At 66.1% G+C, this 14,860-nt stretch carries 19 protein-coding genes and 1 pseudogene; 11 read left to right on the top strand and 9 right to left on the bottom strand.

From position 1 onward, the window contains the following. The first annotated feature begins 33 nt into the window (after positions 1 to 33). A complete protein-coding gene (locus FHX37_RS07690) occupies positions 34 to 579 on the top strand; it encodes a DUF1697 domain-containing protein (protein WP_141923143.1) in 546 nt (181 codons plus the stop codon). Between the two features lie 9 nt (positions 580 to 588). Here FHX37_RS07690 and FHX37_RS07685 read toward each other — a convergent pair whose 3' ends face one another. The 4 genes from FHX37_RS07685 to FHX37_RS07670 form a co-directional block, all read right to left on the bottom strand. Then, complete coding sequence (locus FHX37_RS07685) at positions 589 to 1,551, bottom strand: MBL fold metallo-hydrolase (protein ID WP_141923141.1); 963 nt, start codon at positions 1,549 to 1,551, stop codon at positions 589 to 591. After that, positions 1,551 to 2,228 (bottom strand): TetR/AcrR family transcriptional regulator, encoded by a 678-nt coding sequence (locus FHX37_RS07680; RefSeq protein ID WP_141923139.1) that lies wholly within the window; start codon positions 2,226 to 2,228, stop codon positions 1,551 to 1,553. The genes FHX37_RS07685 and FHX37_RS07680 overlap by 1 nt, the downstream gene beginning before the upstream one ends. 558 nt (positions 2,229 to 2,786) lie before the next feature. Further along, the gene (locus FHX37_RS07675) at positions 2,787 to 3,242 is read right to left on the bottom strand and encodes a hemerythrin domain-containing protein (RefSeq protein WP_211351768.1); all 456 of its coding nucleotides are present in this window, start codon (positions 3,240 to 3,242) and stop codon (positions 2,787 to 2,789) included. A 326-nt stretch (positions 3,243 to 3,568) separates the two neighbouring features. After that, the gene (locus tag FHX37_RS07670) at positions 3,569 to 4,159 is read right to left on the bottom strand and encodes a DUF5134 domain-containing protein (protein ID WP_141923135.1); all 591 of its coding nucleotides are present in this window, start codon (positions 4,157 to 4,159) and stop codon (positions 3,569 to 3,571) included. 275 nt (positions 4,160 to 4,434) lie between these two features. Here FHX37_RS07670 and FHX37_RS07665 point away from each other — a divergent pair, with 275 nt between their 5' ends. Together FHX37_RS07665 and FHX37_RS07660 are read left to right on the top strand one after the other, a co-directional pair. Beyond that, positions 4,435 to 5,166, top strand: coding sequence for a uracil-DNA glycosylase (locus FHX37_RS07665; protein WP_141923132.1), 732 nt, complete (start codon positions 4,435 to 4,437; stop codon positions 5,164 to 5,166). Positions 5,167 to 5,233: 67 nt separating this feature from the next. After that, positions 5,234 to 6,181: a helix-turn-helix transcriptional regulator gene (locus FHX37_RS07660; RefSeq protein ID WP_141923130.1), complete on the top strand. Its 948-nt coding sequence runs from the start codon at positions 5,234 to 5,236 to the stop codon at positions 6,179 to 6,181. Between the two features lie 231 nt (positions 6,182 to 6,412). On the opposite strand, the gene FHX37_RS07655 is transcribed toward FHX37_RS07660, so the two are convergent. Together FHX37_RS07655 and FHX37_RS07650 are read right to left on the bottom strand one after the other, a co-directional pair. After that, entirely contained in the window at positions 6,413 to 7,099 is a 687-nt protein-coding gene (locus FHX37_RS07655) for a hypothetical protein (RefSeq protein WP_141923128.1), read from the bottom strand. After that, complete coding sequence (locus tag FHX37_RS07650; protein ID WP_141923126.1) at positions 7,092 to 7,499, bottom strand: hypothetical protein; 408 nt, start codon at positions 7,497 to 7,499, stop codon at positions 7,092 to 7,094. The genes FHX37_RS07655 and FHX37_RS07650 overlap by 8 nt, the downstream gene beginning before the upstream one ends. A gap of 593 nt (positions 7,500 to 8,092) precedes the next feature. On the opposite strand from FHX37_RS07650, the gene FHX37_RS07645 reads away from it, so the two are divergent. From FHX37_RS07645 to FHX37_RS07630, 4 genes are all read left to right on the top strand, one after another. Continuing rightward, positions 8,093 to 9,208, top strand: coding sequence for a Tn3 family transposase (locus tag FHX37_RS07645; protein WP_141923124.1), 1,116 nt, complete (start codon positions 8,093 to 8,095; stop codon positions 9,206 to 9,208). 155 nt (positions 9,209 to 9,363) lie between these two features. Beyond that, positions 9,364 to 9,792 (top strand): hypothetical protein, encoded by a 429-nt coding sequence (locus tag FHX37_RS07640; protein WP_141923122.1) that lies wholly within the window; start codon positions 9,364 to 9,366, stop codon positions 9,790 to 9,792. Positions 9,793 to 9,900: 108 nt separating this feature from the next. Next, positions 9,901 to 10,059, top strand: coding sequence for a hypothetical protein (locus FHX37_RS23185; RefSeq protein WP_211351941.1), 159 nt, complete (start codon positions 9,901 to 9,903; stop codon positions 10,057 to 10,059). 36 nt (positions 10,060 to 10,095) lie between these two features. Then, positions 10,096 to 10,635, top strand: a complete 540-nt coding sequence (locus FHX37_RS07630; protein ID WP_141923120.1) for a pyridoxamine 5'-phosphate oxidase family protein — start codon at positions 10,096 to 10,098, stop codon at positions 10,633 to 10,635. 22 nt (positions 10,636 to 10,657) lie between these two features. On the opposite strand, the pseudogene FHX37_RS24205 reads toward FHX37_RS07630, so the two are convergent. The 3 genes and pseudogenes from FHX37_RS24205 to FHX37_RS23480 all read right to left on the bottom strand — a co-directional run. Further along, positions 10,658 to 10,822, bottom strand: a pseudogene (locus FHX37_RS24205) (hypothetical protein); the annotation flags it as partial. 43 nt (positions 10,823 to 10,865) lie between these two features. Further along, positions 10,866 to 11,024: a helix-turn-helix domain-containing protein gene (locus FHX37_RS24200; RefSeq protein WP_141923118.1), complete on the bottom strand. Its 159-nt coding sequence runs from the start codon at positions 11,022 to 11,024 to the stop codon at positions 10,866 to 10,868. 70 nt (positions 11,025 to 11,094) lie between these two features. Next, positions 11,095 to 11,469: a recombinase family protein gene (locus FHX37_RS23480; RefSeq protein ID WP_246062177.1), complete on the bottom strand. Its 375-nt coding sequence runs from the start codon at positions 11,467 to 11,469 to the stop codon at positions 11,095 to 11,097. Between the two features lie 260 nt (positions 11,470 to 11,729). On the opposite strand from FHX37_RS23480, the gene FHX37_RS07610 reads away from it, so the two are divergent. The 4 genes from FHX37_RS07610 to FHX37_RS07595 all read left to right on the top strand — a co-directional run bounded on the left by FHX37_RS07610 (position 11,730) and on the right by FHX37_RS07595 (position 14,822). Beyond that, positions 11,730 to 12,305, top strand: coding sequence for a TetR/AcrR family transcriptional regulator (locus FHX37_RS07610; protein WP_141923116.1), 576 nt, complete (start codon positions 11,730 to 11,732; stop codon positions 12,303 to 12,305). 190 nt (positions 12,306 to 12,495) lie between these two features. Next, the gene (locus FHX37_RS07605) at positions 12,496 to 12,783 is read left to right on the top strand and encodes a transposase (RefSeq protein WP_141923114.1); all 288 of its coding nucleotides are present in this window, start codon (positions 12,496 to 12,498) and stop codon (positions 12,781 to 12,783) included. A 5-nt stretch (positions 12,784 to 12,788) separates the two neighbouring features. Beyond that, on the top strand, positions 12,789 to 13,679 hold the full coding sequence (locus tag FHX37_RS07600; RefSeq protein ID WP_141923112.1) for an IS3 family transposase: 891 nt from the start codon (positions 12,789 to 12,791) through the stop codon (positions 13,677 to 13,679). Between the two features lie 45 nt (positions 13,680 to 13,724). Then, entirely contained in the window at positions 13,725 to 14,822 is a 1,098-nt protein-coding gene (locus tag FHX37_RS07595; RefSeq protein ID WP_141923110.1) for a GDSL-type esterase/lipase family protein, read from the top strand. The last annotated feature ends 38 nt before the right edge of the window (positions 14,823 to 14,860 follow it).

The following is a 14,860-nucleotide window of genomic DNA, read 5'->3' as shown; positions in this document are numbered from 1 at the left end:
ATTCCTGTCACATCCTATTGGTAGGAAAACCACATGACCGTATACGTGGCATTGCTCCGTGGAGTGAATATCGGCAGAAACCGACGTATCGCCATGGCCGACCTGCGTACTTCTCTGGCTGGGCTCGGCTACGACAACGTCCGCACATATCTGCAGAGCGGGAACGTCGTCTTCGTGGCGCCGGAGGAACCGGAGGAGACCGTCGCTTCCGCGATCGAACACCGTCTCGCCCACGATTCCGGGATGAATGTGGGAACCGTAGTACGCACCGCCGAACAGTTGGACACTCTGATCGCACAGTGCCCGATCGAGGTGGGGGACCCGACCAGGTTCCTGGTCATGTTCCTCTCCCGGAAACCGGACCGGGACCGACTGGCCCGTATGGACACCGCATCCTTCGCCCCGGAGGAGATGGGGGTGGGCGAACGCGACGTGTACTTCTCGCTGCCGGAAGGCGTGCGTAACGCGCGGCTCCCGGCGTTCGCCCACAAACACGTGTCGGGGACGGCTACCACTCGCAACTGGAACACCGTTACCCGGATGCGAGCGCTGGCACACGGCAGCGGGGAACGGACGTGACGGTAGCGGTCACACTGTCAGCTCTGTCGCCCCTTCCAGCCACCGGTGGGTCAGAAGAATGTTCAGTTCGTGGAAGGACGTCAACAGTTTCGAATAGCTCTCCGGTGCGGAGGGAACCGGTTCGATACCGCGCATCGGAATCGAACCGTACATCTCCTCTAACGTCTCGCCGGCCGACCGTCGGCGTGTGACCTCGGCGGTCATGTTCTCCATGTAAACCAGCATGCTGTTCACCACCGGATCAATGGGGCCCTGGGGGCCGTGGCCCGGTACGAACGTGTCAATGTCCAGCGTGGTGCGTAGCTCTCGGAGAGTACGCATGTACGAGGGCGGGTCCCCGATGAGCATCATCGGAGGCATCCCGGCGGGAGGGGTGAGGTTCCCGGTCCAGGCGACCCCGGCGTCCGGGACATGGACCACGGTATCCCCGGACCCGTTTCCCGGCCCCAGATGCCACAGTTGCACGGTTCTCCCGCCCAGGTCGATCTCGCAGTACCGGTCGAACACGACCTCCGGACGCCGCCACCCGGTAACGCTGTCCAGATCCGTGGTATCGCCGCGCATACTCTCCTGCCGAGCCCGTTTCTCAGCGGTGAGATCGTTCATCGCCGCGTGGTTGTAACGGGAGGAGAGAACCGTCACCCCGGAACCGAAGGAACTGTTCCCGAAAGAATGGTCCCCATGATACGTGGTGTTGACGAGGTAGCGGACGGGTTTGTCGGTCAGGCGAGAGACGACCTCCTGAATATAGTGGCCGATCTCGGGAGTGATCCCAGAATCGATGACGAGAGCGGCGTCCTCCCCCACGACCAGTCCGTTGTTGTTTTTGGGAACCCGGTCGGCCATCAGGGCATAGACACCGTTTTCCAGTTCCGCCGGAATCAGCCGTAGGCCGTCGGGGCTCAAGTCGGGCGGGACGAATCCGGGCGGCCGGTCGGGCAGTTCATGGACGACGGCGGTGGAACAGAGCATCATTCGCTCCCTTCTGATGTGAGAACCGTGGTAAGGAAGAAGTCCAGGTGGTCGTCGACCATGCTGCGCGCCGCGGCGACATCGGAATCCGACGCGTCACCGCGTAGGTGGAGAACCCGGGGTACCTGTATCGGAGCGAACAGTTCCCAGACCAGTTGGCGAGGTTCCAGATCGGCACGGACCTGACCCGCCTCCTGCCATTGACGGAACGGTTCCGCGAGCCGGTCACGCGTGGTCTCGATACCGGCGAGCAGGTTGTCGATTCCCGCAGAGCCGACATTGTGCTGCACCAGGAGTTCGAAGAAGAGACACGCTCGGTACGTCGACCATGCCGTGAAGGCCCGCTCGACAAGCTCCGTGACGGCGCGGTTGGGTCCGGCCTCGGTCAGCGCGTCGATGTCGAGGTCCAACAGCTCGGGTGAGACCGGCCCCGCCTCAGCGAACAGGGCGTCATACATCGCCTGTTTCCCCGCGAAATGAGCGTAGATCGCGCTGTCACGCACACCGACCTCGGTAGCGATCTGCCGGACCGTCGTAGCGGCGTACCCCTGACGGGCGAACAGTCGTAGGGCCGCGTCGAGCAGGTGGTCCCGGGTCGCACGGCCGTCGCTGTTGGGCGGGCGCCCGCGCCGAGGGGGGTCGCCCTCTCCGTTGTTCCTTCCGTATTTCTCTTGCATGCCCCTAATTTAATGAGCGCTCACTAAATTAGCAATCCCCGCCGGACCGGGGTGGTGGACGCGGTGGAGGGACGGCACGGCCGACAACCGAACGAATACACCCGGGTGACAGCGGGAGGTCGGCGCGGTGCGTCACCACATCAGCATGCCGGGACGCTCCCTTACCGCTGCCGGAGGTGGCTGGAGGGCTGCGGAAGCAGGGCGCTCCCGACGACGGAGCCGAGAAGTGCTCCGGGGGCACAGGGGTGGGGAGCCTGGCACGGGGTTCCGCGTCCCTTCTGTGGTGGCGCGTGACGAACACGAGAACCGGGCACCGGAAAGGTCCCGACGAGCGACACGGAGGATCGGACAGCGACCGCCTCGGTGGAAGCCATCGACTCCCCCGTGCTCCTTGGCCCCTATTCGGTGGGGGACGCCGACGGGGAATGCTTCACCCAACAACCGATCCACGGGAATGCCGAAGCACTGCTCGACAAGCAGCACGCCCTCTCGTCCGGGACAGTCGTGTCCTCTCCCGGAATGAGTGGGAGAAACCACCACTCCGCCCTGATACAGGTGTCACACGTCGATATTGAGGAGATTCAGAGGTTCCACCAGCTCCTCTTCCTCATAGTCCAGGTGGGACCGCAGCATCCGGTCCAGGGCCTGTACGTGTTCCCGCACGTCGGTGAGTGTTCCATCCCCGTTGACCAGGGACAGCAGGGATGCGTCGAGTGCGGTGAGGAGCTCGGCTATCACCTGGTGTTCGGATTCCAGCTGTCGCACGACGGGACCGAGGGACTGTCGCGCCGACACCAGCTCCGGGAACATCGCCTGGTCCTCGATGGTGTGGTGCACGTGCAGCACGCGGCAGTAGGAACCACAGAAATTTCCGAGCCTGCGGTAGTTCTGTTGCATGCTCAGCTCGTTGATCCGTCCCCGAACTGCGGCGGCGTCGCTTCGTCCGTCGCTGATCTCGGCCACGAGTTCCCGGAGTTGGACCAGCTGCTCCCGGAGGTGGTTATGAACGAGCACGAGGCGGGAGCCACCGTTTCCCCGAGCACTCCCCCGCTCGGCGCGGAGGTGAGCGAGGTCCGAGTCCGGTAGGCGGGGACGGCGCGCGGTGTCGAGCGGATCCGTCCCCCACTGGATGGCAGAGGGCTTCTGTCGTTGGTCGGGGTGGGGATCGGACGCACGGGCTGGTTCATGCATGGTCGCAAAATTACCGCCCCAAAGGAGGCACTCCACAATGCATCCGGAAGGTTCTCCGGAAAAGTGGTCATAGTCTCCCGTGGATACGACATGGGACCGTATCGTGGGGCACCGCGGGAAGCCGCGCAGACGCGCAACGCGCCGCGCTGTCACATGGCGGCGAGCATGTGGGCCATGCTTGCTGCCATCACGGCCAATGACGACCGGGTCAGCAGGAACACCCACACCTTTCGCCGCCTCCACGGTGCGGTTGTCGAACGTGAACGCACAGTCCCGTCGGTGCCGGTGGCCAGGAACCGGTCCAGCAGGCCACACCCCCATAGCGGGACCATCCCTGCCGCGTATCCCGCCGACAGTAGGGACAACCAGTCAGGGCGAATCGAGGGGGCAAGCGTCATGTAGGTCATCACTGCCGTGTCCAGGGTCAACACGAACCACAGCACGTCGATCCGGCGCCGGTGACGCCACAGCCCCACCACCACCGTCAACGCCGCGAGCGTCGTGACGGCGAACAGCAGCGTCCCCGCACGGTGCAAGCCGGGCTGCTCCATGCGGGGAAACAGGTACATCAGTGCCATACCACCCGCCATGAGGCTGTGCCCACCGTGCCACCAGCGGCCGCTGCCCGCCATGCCGTGGGCGTGCCGCACGTGCAGCACCAGCACCGCGCAGAGTGCCACCGCCCACGCGAGCCGCATCCAACCGGTCAGCGGCACGAACTCCGAAAACCCACCGTCCATCCAGCCGACCCCCACGTTCCACGACACCGGTCCGCAACGCACTCTGTACGGACTCCGCCGCACAGTGTCCGTGCGTGGGGCTGGAGGGAATACACGCCAGAAGACCGAAACCCCTTGGACGCGGCGTCGTTTCTGTGAACCATGTGCACATCCGGGTGGTACTGGGGTGCAGCACCACACAACAGCCGGGGGAGAACCGCCAGGCAGGTAGGGTCAAACGCTGTGAGGCGACGGCCGTCCCCAAGCGGACGGGGCCCTGACGGAGAGGGAAGGTCATGCTCCCTGCCGACGAAGCACCGAACGCAGCCAACCTGGTGGACCTCGACGGACGTATCGTCGACTGCCGCGCCTGCCCGCGTCTGGTCGAGTGGCGGGAGCACACAGCTCGCACCAAGCGGGCAGCCTTCCGAGACCAGGAGTACTGGGGCCGGCCCGTTCCCGGATTCGGTCCTCACGACGCCTCCATCGGCATCGTGGGACTCGCTCCAGCAGCGCACGGAGCCAACCGCACCGGCCGGATGTTCACTGGTGACCGTTCCGGAGAGGTGCTCTACCAGGCTCTTTACGACGTCGGGCTGGCATCGCGGCCACACGCCGTCTGGCGCGACGACGGCCTGGAGCTGTTCGGCGTACGGATCATGTCACCCGTCCGGTGCGCGCCCCCAGCGAACAAACCAACGCCGCAGGAACGGGACACGTGCCGTCCCTGGATGCAACGCGAGTTGGAACTTTTGCGCCCCACCCTGCGCGTGGTCGTGGTCCTGGGGAGGTTCGGTTGGCAGGCGCTGCTGCCGGTTCTGGAAACCGTGGGGTGGCACCTGCAGCGCCCCCGCCCGCGCTTCGGACACGGCTCGAGTGTCACGTTGCCGGCGCACGACAGCGGACCCCCTCTCACTCTGTGCGGCTCCTACCACGTCAGCCAACGCAACACCAGTACCGGACGGCTCACCCCCGCGATGCTGCGCGGGGTTCTCGAAGACGCGAAGGCGCATGCGGGTGACACGTGAACTCCATGCACCGAAACCGGCGCTCAGCCCTGCCCCTGACCTGACCACCCGTGGCACACTGAACCGTATGGCCGGGCCGAGCGAACGGATCGTGACACTACTGTCGCTGCTGCAGGACGGACGTGCCTGGCATGTGGCGGAACTGGCCGAGCGGGCCAGCACCTCGCCACGCACGCTGCGCCGCGACATCCACCGGCTACGGGACCTCGGTTACCCGGTGGCACGCAGCTCGGGCGGAAGCTACCAACTCGTGTCCGGCGACGCTATGCCTCCGCTGGTACTCACCGACGAGGAAGCGCTCGCTGCCACAGTGGGACTACGGTTCGCGGTGCTGGACCAGATCGAGGAAACCACCAGCGCCGCCGACACGGCCCTCGCCAAGCTGGAACGACTCCTGCCCTCACGGCTCCGTCACCGGATGGAAGCGCTCCTACCTCCCACCCCTCCCGTCCACACCGCGGAACAGGTGGCCCCGCACACGCTACGGCAGCTCGCCACCTCGGCTTCCCTGCACCAGCACGTGCGGTTCCACTACACCGACCACGCCCACCAACACAGCCAGCGCAGCACCGAGCCCTACCACCAGGTCCTCCTCGGACGCCGCTGGTACCTTCTCGGCTGGGACCTGGACCGGGAGGACTGGCGCACCTACCGGGTCGACCGGATCACCGACCTCACCGTCCCGGGGACGACCTTCGACCCGCGTGATCTCCCCTCCTCCGGTGTCGTGCGTTTCGTGCGGGACAGTCACCGCTTCCCCGAAACGCCTCCTCCAGCAGTGGTACGTTTCCACGCTCCGGCCGCGACGCTCTCCGAGCTTCTTCCGCACCATGAGGGGCGATTGGAAGATATCGACGAGTCCAGCTGCCGTTACACCATCACCATCCACTCGTGGGAGTGGCTCCTCATCACTCTGACGGCAACCGGAATCCCGTACAGGATCGAGTCGCCGGACGAACTCGTGACATACGCACGGGACACAGCTCAACGCATCGCCCAAGCCGCCGATCCATGACGTCCCAGTGGTGGCCGACACCCCGCGCGATACGCTGCACGTATTCGACAGTCCTGGCTGGGACGAACTCCTTGGTCCCCACGAACGCCGCATGCTGAGCCCTCTGTTCTGACCAACACCACCCCATACGGACGCTTCCACCTGACTATGGGACAGAGTCCTCAAACTTCCGAGGCCGTCTCACTGGGAACCCGGTTTCGTACGTACCGCCAGAGTTGGTTTGCAAGACGCTTACGGTGAGACCGTGCGGCGGTGCTCGATGTATTTCCACGTGCCGACGCCAGCAGCGACCACCAGCATCATTCCCGCGCCTGCCGCGGCGGTTGGCGAAGCGGCCGGCTGGGGGGAGCCGGCCAGGAGGACGTAGTAGGCGGTGAGGGACCCTGCGACGACGAGCACCCCGGGCACCGTGAGCAGAGCCCGCCTGCCCTGCCTGCGCGCCAATCTGACGAGGATCTCGCTTGCCATAAGGAGACCGGCCACCGCGGCCATACCGAAGGTGAACTGGCGGACCTCGACGGAGATATCAGGCTGGGCCAGGCGGACGACCACCAGCGCCAGCGCCACCGCGAGGACCGCGGCTAACACCAGGGTCGATCCGAGCTCCCACGCCAGGGGCAATGCGCGTCGACGGTCTTGACGTTTGCGGGGAATGAACGCCCAGGCCTGCTCACGGAAGACGTGAGCGGCCAAGGTCCCGAATCCGACGACCGCGGAGCCGGCGAGCAAGGGGGCAACGAAGTTTTGGGCGGCGAACCAGGTGATTCCTGCGAGGCAGAGTCCGACCGGAGGGCTGGTCAGTGCGGCGACCAGCTGTGCACGCAGGAACGGTCGGCGGGCCGCGTGGACGTCCAGCGGATGCACCAGTGGTTGGGTGTCGGCGTCGGGGAGATCAACGAGTTCAGTGAGTTCAGGCATGGCCGCCTCTAGGGGCACGTTTGATGAAGGGTCCGTTCACGCTTCCACGGGCCACGCCGTAGATCTTCTGCCGGGAGACCCCTAGGTGTGCCGCAACCGTGACGGCACTGAAGTCTTCTAGCAGGCCGTCGACGGCGACAGCCCGTACCGCAGATGCGCGAGAGTTGAGATGAGCAGCCAGCGAACTCACCTCGGCGGACAACAAGGCCACTGCGAGCCCACCGCCGTAGGTTTCCGCCCAATGCTCGTCACCGCTGGTCGCCGCGGCATACAGATCGTCGCCCATGTCTGCGAGCACAGCAGCGACTTGATCAGGAGTGACGCCGCATGCGATGAAGCGCTCAGCCACCTGAGCGCGCACGTCGTCCGGCCGGTGGGCAAGCACCGCGTCCCACTCCACGTTAACCCCGGGTTGACAACTCATATTGCCATCGTCTTCCGAACGCGAGGTTCTGTCAACCCTGGGGTGTCAACTTGTGGTCGAGCTGGCGGTGACGCGTTTGCGCGGATCGCTGTACAACAACGCGGTCGAGCGGAACGCCCAAGTCATCACCGCCCAGCAGCCAAGACCGTCGCCTCCGCCGAGCCACGTTGGCTCTTCCCTGGACGGGTCGGGGCCGACCACTGGACTCGCTGCACCTCGCAGCCCCGGTTACAGAGATCGGCATCCCCAGCGGCCCGCTCCGCACCGCGGCCCTGCGCCAACTCGTGCTCCAGGCTCCCGCTCCGGTCCTGGCCCAGGCACTCGGCTTCCACGACAAGGCGCCACACGCATCGCCGCCAGTGAGAGCGAGTCCTGAAACCGCTACATCCCCAGCTGCCACAACCAGTGACCAAACTGGTGACGACCACGGAGAACACAGCCCAGCTGATCGCCGACTCCTGCCGTCCCCACCCCGGCACTGGAACTTCCCCGGTTGGACACGTTGCGCCCTGTCCGACGGGCCGTTCGGCGACTCGTGGTCCGGGGTGGGGACGGAGGGCGCCCCACGGATGGTGCGGCGGTACCTGGCAGTGCTCGGTCCTGATGGGGCTCGGGTGGCCCGCAAGACGTGTCCCACCGGATGCGTCCGGAGCTTCGCAGCTACACACCGACGAGACCGGCACGCCTGGGAGACCCGCGACGCATGCGGGTTCGAGGACTTCGCCGCCAAGCAGGACGAGCTGCGGGTATGGCTGGAGGCCCAGGTGTGGACCACCACCGACGGCCCCAAGGCGCTTTTCGACGGCGCGGTGTCCCGGCTACGTCGTCGCGCGATGCTCCTTCCGGGTGTCACGGTCCTGGCCCGGCTGGTCGCGCAGGTGCGCGAGGAGGTGACCGAGCGGCTGTGGGCAGAGCTGTGCGCCCTTCTCTCACCTGGCCAGCAGGCCGGCCTGGAAGCCCTGCTCGCCGTTCCCGACGGGGCGCGGACCTCCAACCTGGAGCGGCTGCGCCGCGGCCCCACCCACCGCTCGGGCCAAGAGATGGTGCGCGCCCGGCTGTGGCGCATCAGCCGTGCGGCCGACTACGGGCCGCTGAACACCGCCGCGCGCGGCCGCATCGATACCGAGCGGATCCGCCGTTACTGGGACGACATCTGCCGGGTGGTCGCCTCGATCCACACCGGGGCCGTGCGCGCCTACGACGTCATCCGGATGCTCGCGCGCGACGGCAACCCCACCCAGCTCGGCAATGCCATCGCCCACTTCGGGCGCCTGCACAAGACCCTGCACGTGCTGTCCTACATCGACGACGAGTCCTACCGGCGTGCCATCAAGGGCCAGACCAGCCTGCAGGAATCCCGCCACGCGCTGGGGCGGTGGGTGTTCCACGGCAAGCACGGCGAGCTGCGCCAACGCTACATCGACGGGATGGAGGACCAGCTTGGCGCCCTGGGGCTGGTGCTCAACTGCATCACCCTGTGGAACACCGTCTACATGGACGCCGCCCTGGAGCAGCTGCGCGGCGAGGGCTACCCGGTGCGCGAGGAGGATGTCGTCCACCTGTCCCCGTTCGCGCGCAAGCACGTGAACGTAAACGGGCACTATTCGTTCCTGCTCCCCGACATGCCCGGCGGCCGCCGGGAACTACGCGATCCCGACGACCCCCTGGACGACGAGGAGGAGTGAACGACGTCGTCGCGACTCGCCCGGGTTCTTCCCCGGGCGGGCCGCGACGGTTCGGGGGTAGACGTCGACGAAGCGCGACGGGACCGGCGCGGACTCCCGGCCGCGCGATGGGCAGGCTGGCAGCATGGGGCGCACCGAGTCATGAGGAGCAGCCCGTGCCACGCCCGAAGATCCGCCTGACCTGCTGCCTGTGCGGTAAGCCTCTCGGCCAGCGCGCGGAGGCCCTGCCCCTGGACGCCGAATGGCAGCGTCGCCACCCGAACATGGTCGGCATCCTGGCCTGTCGGTGCGCGCTGCGGGAGGAGTGGAGGTGCTACCGGCCCGACGGGCGTTACGTCGACGGACATATCCCCTCCGCAGTGAGCCCGAGTCCGTGCTTGGACTCCTGGGACCACATCGGCGACGACCACACGCTGGTCGCTGCCGTGATTCGCCATCCGCGTTCCGCTCTGGAGCAGGGCGCCGAAGAGTACTTGCGCCACACCGCACACCGTCCCGGGGTCGCCCCCGAGGTAGCGCGCGAGCTCCGAGCGGCACTGGCCGCCTGGGACGCCGAGGGCTCTCTCATAAACGACTGGTTGTGAGAGAGGGCTGAGAACCCCGGGCCGACCTCGGTTCCACCTGATCACCATTCGCAGAAGTCCTCTCGAAACCCGAGCGTTGTGCGAGAGGGTTCTGAGAGGACTTCCAGGATGGATCTCACCCCCGAGCAGGCCGCGAGCGCAGTCGAACGCCACGAGTGCCCGAACTGCGCCGCGATCATCGACCGACTCACCTTCGCCGGCAACATCCTCGAGACCGGCACTACCTCCTACCGACTCGCCCACGCCCGGTCGGCGACTGCGCACTGAGCCGACACTGTCGGTGGGAGCTGATTAACTAGCCGAATGTTCGAAACTCCCGACGAGCTCCACAGCCTCCAAATCCTGCTCGACACGTCTTTGGCTGGCTCCAGCAGCCACCTCAAATCGATCATCCGACCAAGTGAAAGCACCTTGGACGCCGAGCAGGTTGTCCGAGTCTGCCAAGGCATGTGCACCCTGGCCATCGCCACAGTCACCCGGCGCGGTGAGCCACGCATCAGCGGCGCCGACGGGCACCTCCTGCACGGCCGTTGGATCTTCGGCACCCACCGCCAGGCCGCTAAAGCCCGTCATCTCGCGGCGCGGCCCGGCATCAGCGCGACCTTCATGCGCGGCGAGCAGCTCGGCATTTTCACGCATGGACACGCCGTTCCGCTGAACCCCGAGGGGACGAGCAGCGCCCCGACTTGGCCGACCGTTCGCGACTACCTCGTCAACCATTACGACGACGACGGCGACGATCCGTTCTGGGACGAGAACGTGTGGTATCGCATCGACCCCAGCTGGATGGTCGCCTACAGCGCCGACCCCGTCGGGCTGCTCGACCAACAACCGTCAGTCTGAAGAGAGCTCGCGCGGGTCCACCTCAGGCCGTTGCTCCGGGGCCAGTCGAGGTTGACATCTTCACGTTCACCGTTTCCATGCGGCTGGGCGTCTTCGCCAGCAGCGCCGACAGTCCGCCGGCGAACGGCTCGACGTAGTGGGCGTGCTCGGGCAGCAGCGCGGCGATCCGGGCCGCCAGGCGCGACTTGCCGCCGTAGTAGGCGAAGGGGGAACAGCCATCACGGCGCCTTTCAGTGGTCCTGGGGAAGAGTGGCCCGGCCGCCGGACAACTCGGGCAGGTACTTGTACAGCGTGGAGCGCGGCACCCCGAGCAGGCGGGCGATGGGCGTAACGCTGTTCTCCGGGCGGGTGAGCAGGTCGCGGGCGTGGCGCACCTGCTCCTCACCCATCGCCGAGGCCCGCCGCGCGGGCGGCGTCGAGCCCTTCGCGGGTGCCCTCCACGATGAGTTCGCGGATGAACTACGCGAGCGCGGCGAAGACGTGGAAGACCAACCGTCCGCCGGGGGTGGTGTCCAGTGCCTCATGCAGGGAGCGGAACCCCACCCCGGCACGGCGCAGATCCCCGACCAGAGTGATCAGGTCATGAAGCGAGCGGGCCAGCCGATCCAGGGCGGGCACCACCAGGGTGTCACCGGGACGCAGGTAGGCCATGCAGGCTTTCAGTTCGGGGCGCTGGGCGTCCTTTCCGGACTGCTTGTCAGCGAAGACCTTGGCGCATCCGGCTTCTTCCAACGCGCGGAGTTGGCGGTCGAGCTTCTGCTCGCGGGTGGAGACCCGCGCGTATCCGACCAGCGCCCCGCCGGGAGCGGGCTCGGGGGCGAGAAGATCGCTCACTGTCGGAGCCCGGCCATGAACTCGCCGATGCAGTCTCGGCACAGCAACAGCGGGCGTTTCTCTCGCCGCCGTCGCGGCCGTCCTGGCGTGCTTATCCATGCCAGATACCTACTCAGCCGCCCGCCATGCCCGGGCCCCGTGATTGTCCTCCCACTTCGCGTACGCGGCCGACCCGCTTCTCGCCTCTCCCCCTATACGCATGGAAATTAACTAAAAGTATTAGGTATATGGCTAGTAGAATTAGCCAAAGGGGTGATGTTATGGCACGCGCGGGGCTGACTGTGGAACGTATCGCCCGGGAGGGCGCAGACCTGGCCGACGAGGTGGGATTCGACCACGTAACCGTCTCGGCGCTGGCCAGACGGTTCGGCGTCAAGGTCGCGAGCCTGTACTCGCACCTGAAGAACTCCCACGACCTCAGAACCAGGATCGCTCTGCTTGCCCTGGAGGAACTCGCCGACCGGGCCGCCGAGGCCCTGGCGGGCCGCTCCGGCAGGGACGCCCTGACCGCGTTCGCCAACGTCTACCGCAACTACGCCCGCGAGCACCCCGGACGGTACGCCGCTACCCAGCTCAGGCTCGACCCCGAGACGGCGGCCGCCAGCGCCGGCGTCAGGCACGCCCAGATGACGCGGGCGATCCTACGCGGCTACGACCTGGCGGAGCCGGAGCAAACCCACGCGGTCCGCCTGTTGGGCAGCGTCTTCCACGGCTACGTGTCCCTGGAGCTGGGGGGAGGGTTCAGCCACAGCGCCCCCGACCCCCAGGAAACCTGGTCACGGACCCTGGAAGCCCTCGACGCCCTGCTGCGGAATTGGCCCACACCCACCACCTGACCGTTCCCGAAACCACAACAGTCCACCAGACCACCGGTAGGCCGAAACGATGCACACCCAGACAAACCGACTCACCACACCCATAACCGCGGATCTCCTGCGCGGCGCTTCCGAGCTGGAGCACTGGGGTGCCTCGTGTTTTCCGGACAGAGTGCCAATACGATGGTTCTGAAAGGAAACGAGGGAAGCATTGGGCAAGGCAAACGCATATTCGCCGGAGTTCCGTGATGAAGCGGTGAAACATGTCATCGAGAGCCAACGCTCTATCGACCGGGTTGCCAACGAGCTCGGGATCAGCTCGGAAACACTACGGAACTGGGTGCGCAAATACAGGAAAGAAACTCCCGACGATGCACCGTCACTGGATACGACCGAGCGGGCCCGGCTGCGTGAACTGGAACGACTCAACCGCGAGAAGGACATGGAGATCGCTTTTTTGAAAAAAGCGGCCGCGTACTTCGCGAAGGATCGTCCGTAAGCGACATATACGAGTTCATCGAGACGATGCGGTTCGATGAACACGCGGAGTACGCTTTCCCCGTTGATTTCATGTGTGCATGCGTGAACGTCTCCCGGTCGGGTTACTACGAATGGCGGTCCCGGCCCGAATCCGCCACGTCTCAGCGCCGCCAACAGTTGCGGCTACTGATCCGCACCGCCGTAGACCACGCCGACGGCACCTACGGCCACCGGCGGATCCGCGCCCAGCTGCAACACTGGGGCGTTGCGGTGGGAGTGGAGCTGGTGCGTCTGTTGATGGGCGAGATGGGGCTGCATCCCTGCCAACCCCGCCCCCGGCGCAGCTCGCTGACCACACCAGCGGATACCGGTGCGATCCCCGACCTCGTGGGCCGCGACTTCACCGCACCCATGCCCAGTGTGAAACTCGTCGGGGATATCACCTATATCCCGACGTGGAGCGGGTGGGTGTATCTGGCCACCGTCATTGATTGCTGCACGAAAGAAGTGGTTGGTTATGCGATGGATGACAACTACCGGACTCCGCTGATCATCCGGGCTGTCGCTCATGCGACACGCAAGGGAAAGGTTCGTGCGGGGGCGGTGTTCCATTCGGATCGGGGGAGTAATTACACGTCCCGGGAGTTCGGTGATTACCTTGCTTCGGTCGGGATGACACGGTCGGTGGGGCGAACCGGGATTTGTTTCGACAACGCGATGGCGGAATCATTTTTCGGGGTGTTGAAGAATGAGCGTGTGAACCAGATGGTGTATCCCACGCGAGAACGAGCACGACGGGACATTACACGATACATCGAGCACTGGTATAATCACAGGCGTCTTCATTCCGCACTGGGATACAACACTCCATCAGAGATCTATGCGGAACATGAGAAACAGCGCCTAGCTGCGTAAAATCACCGGCTCACTCCCTGTCCGGAATCAGCAAGGCCCCTCAGCGTGCTGCCGCACCGACTGCCCGCCTGGGCCCGTGCCCAGAGCGCCGACCCGCAACTGGCCAAGGCCGAATCCCAACCCTCCGGTGTACGATTGGCCTTCCGCACCCGGGCCACCACCGTCGAGCTCGACGCACTTCCCACCAAATACACCTACGTGGGCATTCCGCTCCGCCCGGAGGGCGTCTACGACCTGCTCGTCGACGGCCACCTCACCGAACAAGCCGTCGTGTCCGGCGGGAACACCCTGACCGTCGACATGGCCACCGGCACCACCAACCACGAGCCCGGACCGGTCGGCACCCTCCGCTTCGCCGACCTGCCCGAACGCGTCAAGGACGTCGAGATCTGGCTTCCACACAACGAGACCACCGAGATCGTCGCCCTGCGCACCAACGCTCCCGTCGAACCCGTGCCGGACCAGGGGCACCCAGTGTGGCTGCACCACGGCAGTTCGATCAGCCACGGCTCCAACGCCGCCAGCCCCACCACCACCTGGCCCGCGCTCGCCGCCTCCCTCAGCACCGTGGAGCTGGTCAACCTCGGCCTGGGCGGAAGCGCCCTGCTCGACCCCTTCACCGCCCGCACCATGCGGGACACCCCCGCCGATCTGATCAGCCTCAAGATCGGTATCAACCTGGTCGGCGCCGACCTGATGCGCCTGCGTGCCTTCACCGCCGCGGTGCACGGGTTCCTCGACACCGTCCGCGAGGGCCATCCCACCACACCCCTGCTGGTGGTCTCTCCCCTCTACTGCCCCATCCACGAGGACACCCCCGGCCCCGGCGCTTTCGACGCCGACGCCCTCAGATCCGGGGAACTGCGGTTTCGGGCCACGGGCGATCCCGGCGATCGCAGCTCCGGGAAGCTCACGCTCACCACCGTCCGACAGGAGCTGTCCCGCATCGTGCGGCAGCGGGCAGACGACGATCCGAACCTGAGCTACCTCGACGGTCGTGACCTCTACGGTGAGACGGACTTCTCCGAGCTGCCGTTACCCGACCAGCTCCACCCGGACGCCACCGCGCACCGTCGCATCGGCGAACGCTTCGCCCGGCTCGTCTTCGGTGACGACGGCCCGCTCTCCACCGCGAACGCCTGAGACACCCACCGCACCCGCGGGCACCCGCCGTTCCGGGG

It is taken from the genome of Haloactinospora alba, from assembly GCF_006717075.1.
GTDB lineage: Bacteria > Actinomycetota > Actinomycetes > Streptosporangiales > Streptosporangiaceae > Haloactinospora > Haloactinospora alba.
The sequence above is the reverse complement of the archived record's forward strand: the minus strand, read 5'-3'. Positions and strand labels throughout refer to the sequence as shown.